The organism is Acidobacteriota bacterium (assembly GCA_003225175.1).
Taxonomy (GTDB): Bacteria; Acidobacteriota; Terriglobia; order Terriglobales; family Acidobacteriaceae; genus Gp1-AA112.
Genome location: QIBA01000247.1, coordinates 964 through 2,736, shown reverse-complemented (window position 1 = coordinate 2,736; position 1,773 = coordinate 964). Strand labels below are relative to the sequence as shown.

Genomic DNA, 1,773 nt, shown 5'->3' with positions numbered 1-1,773 from the left:
TCAGCGCTTGAAAGTACGCTCGATGGTGGGATTACTTCCATTGTGCGCGGTAACCGTGTTTGAGGGAGAGCTCACGAGAAAATACCCGGAGTTGGGCGATCAACTGCGAAGGTTCCTTGCAGCCCGGCCCGAACTCACTGCTTTCATCCACGACCCTATCCAGACAGGGTATGGTGGCCGCCGCATGGCTGCTATCTTGAACGAGAGCAAACTTCGGAAAGTTCTCTCAAAAATGCTGGATGAAAATGAGTTTCTAAGTCCTTACGGGATTCGCGCTCTATCTCGCTACCACGCCGAGCATCCTTATGTCTTTCGCATTGGCGCCCAAGAGTATCGAGTGTCATACCTGCCGGCAGAATCCGATACCGGCATGTTTGGAGGTAATTCCAACTGGCGAGGACCTATCTGGATGCCCGTCAACGGCTTGATCATTCGAGCGCTGCTACAGTATTACACCTATTACGGCAACGGTTTCATTGTCGAGTGTCCCACAGGGTCAGGGCAGCAGATGACGTTGTATCAGGTCGCGGAAGAATTAACGCGCCGTCTCACCACCATTTTCTTGAGAGAGAAAGACGGCCACCGGCCGGTGTATGGAGGGACCAAGAAGTTTCAAGAAGATCCCCACTGGCGTGATTACATCTCGTTTTACGAATATTTCCACGGCGATAATGGCGCCGGATTGGGAGCCAGTCATCAAACCGGCTGGACCGGTCTGATTGCTGGTGCGATGCACCTGTTTGCAACCACCACGCCCGAGCAGGCTCTTGAACTCGGCAAAAAGGCGGCCTTTACGGAAATTCCGATAAGTGCGCGAAGAGATAAAGCGGCAGCAGCGACCGGCAGCAGGGGCTAACCTACATCGCGGGGAACAGGCCTAGAACTTCTCGGCGACAAAATGCCTTCCGCTCAGCGGCGCCTGATCGTCGTAACTATCCTTGGTCTTGCGCTTCGGCAATTTTACTTTGTCGTGCGGAATCTTGCCGTAAGGGATCGTGCTCAACAGATGTGAGATGCAGTTAAGCCGGGCTCTCTTCTTATCGTCGGATCGAACGATATACCACGGTGCATACTTGGAGTCCGTAGCCTTTAGCATCTGATCGCGCGCCCGAGAATACTCGTACCAGCGACGAAAGGACTCTAAATCCATTGGACTGAGCTTCCATTGACGCACCGGATCCTTAATGCGTGCTTCAAATCGGCGTTGTTGCTCTTTCATTCCGACCTCCATCCAGCATTTGATGAGTATGATCCCGGCGTCCACGATGTACTTCTCGACTATAGGACAGAGTTCTAAGAACCTGCGGTGTTGTTCGTCGCTGCAAAAACCCATTACGTATTCCACGCCAGCACGGTTGTACCAGCTTCTGTCGAAGATGACGATCTCTCCTGCAGCTGGGAAATGCTGCATGTAGCGCTGCACATACATCTGGCTCTTTTCCCTGTCAGAAGGAGCGGGGAGAGCCACAACGCGGAACACACGGGGACTGACCCGTTCAGTAATCGCGCGAATCGTGCCTCCTTTGCCGGCAGCGTCCCTCCCTTCAAAAACTAGAATCACGCGTAGACCTTTGTATTTGATCCAATCCTGCAGCTTACATAGTTCGGCCTGGAGCCGGCTAAGTTCCTTTTCGTACTGCTTGCGCTTCAAACGGCTTTTACTATTGCGGTCTTCTTTACTTCCCATGGGGAATACTCCTTCGGCTACGCAGCGTGCCGAGCCTGATGCAGACAACGCGCTCAGTTACTCGCGCTTCCGACTTGATGAACATT

At 53.0% G+C, this 1,773-nt stretch carries 2 protein-coding genes; one reads left to right on the top strand and one right to left on the bottom strand.

What is annotated here, in order from left to right; all coding sequences use genetic code 11:
* A partial coding sequence (locus tag DMG62_25080; protein ID PYY19025.1) for a glucosidase occupies positions 1-856 on the top strand: 856 nt, incomplete at its 5' end.
* A gap of 21 nt (positions 857-877) precedes the next feature.
* Here DMG62_25080 and ppk2 read toward each other — a convergent pair.
* Entirely contained in the window at positions 878-1,687 is an 810-nt protein-coding gene (gene ppk2, locus DMG62_25075; protein PYY19023.1) for a polyphosphate kinase 2, read from the bottom strand.
* Between the last annotated feature and the right edge of the window lie 86 nt (positions 1,688-1,773).

Excerpts from the sequence above, each read along its gene's own strand:
- ppk2 (PYY19023.1), bottom strand. The coding sequence starts at position 1,687 with ATGGGAAGTAAAGAAGACCGCAATAGTAAAAGCCGTTTGAAGCGCAAG.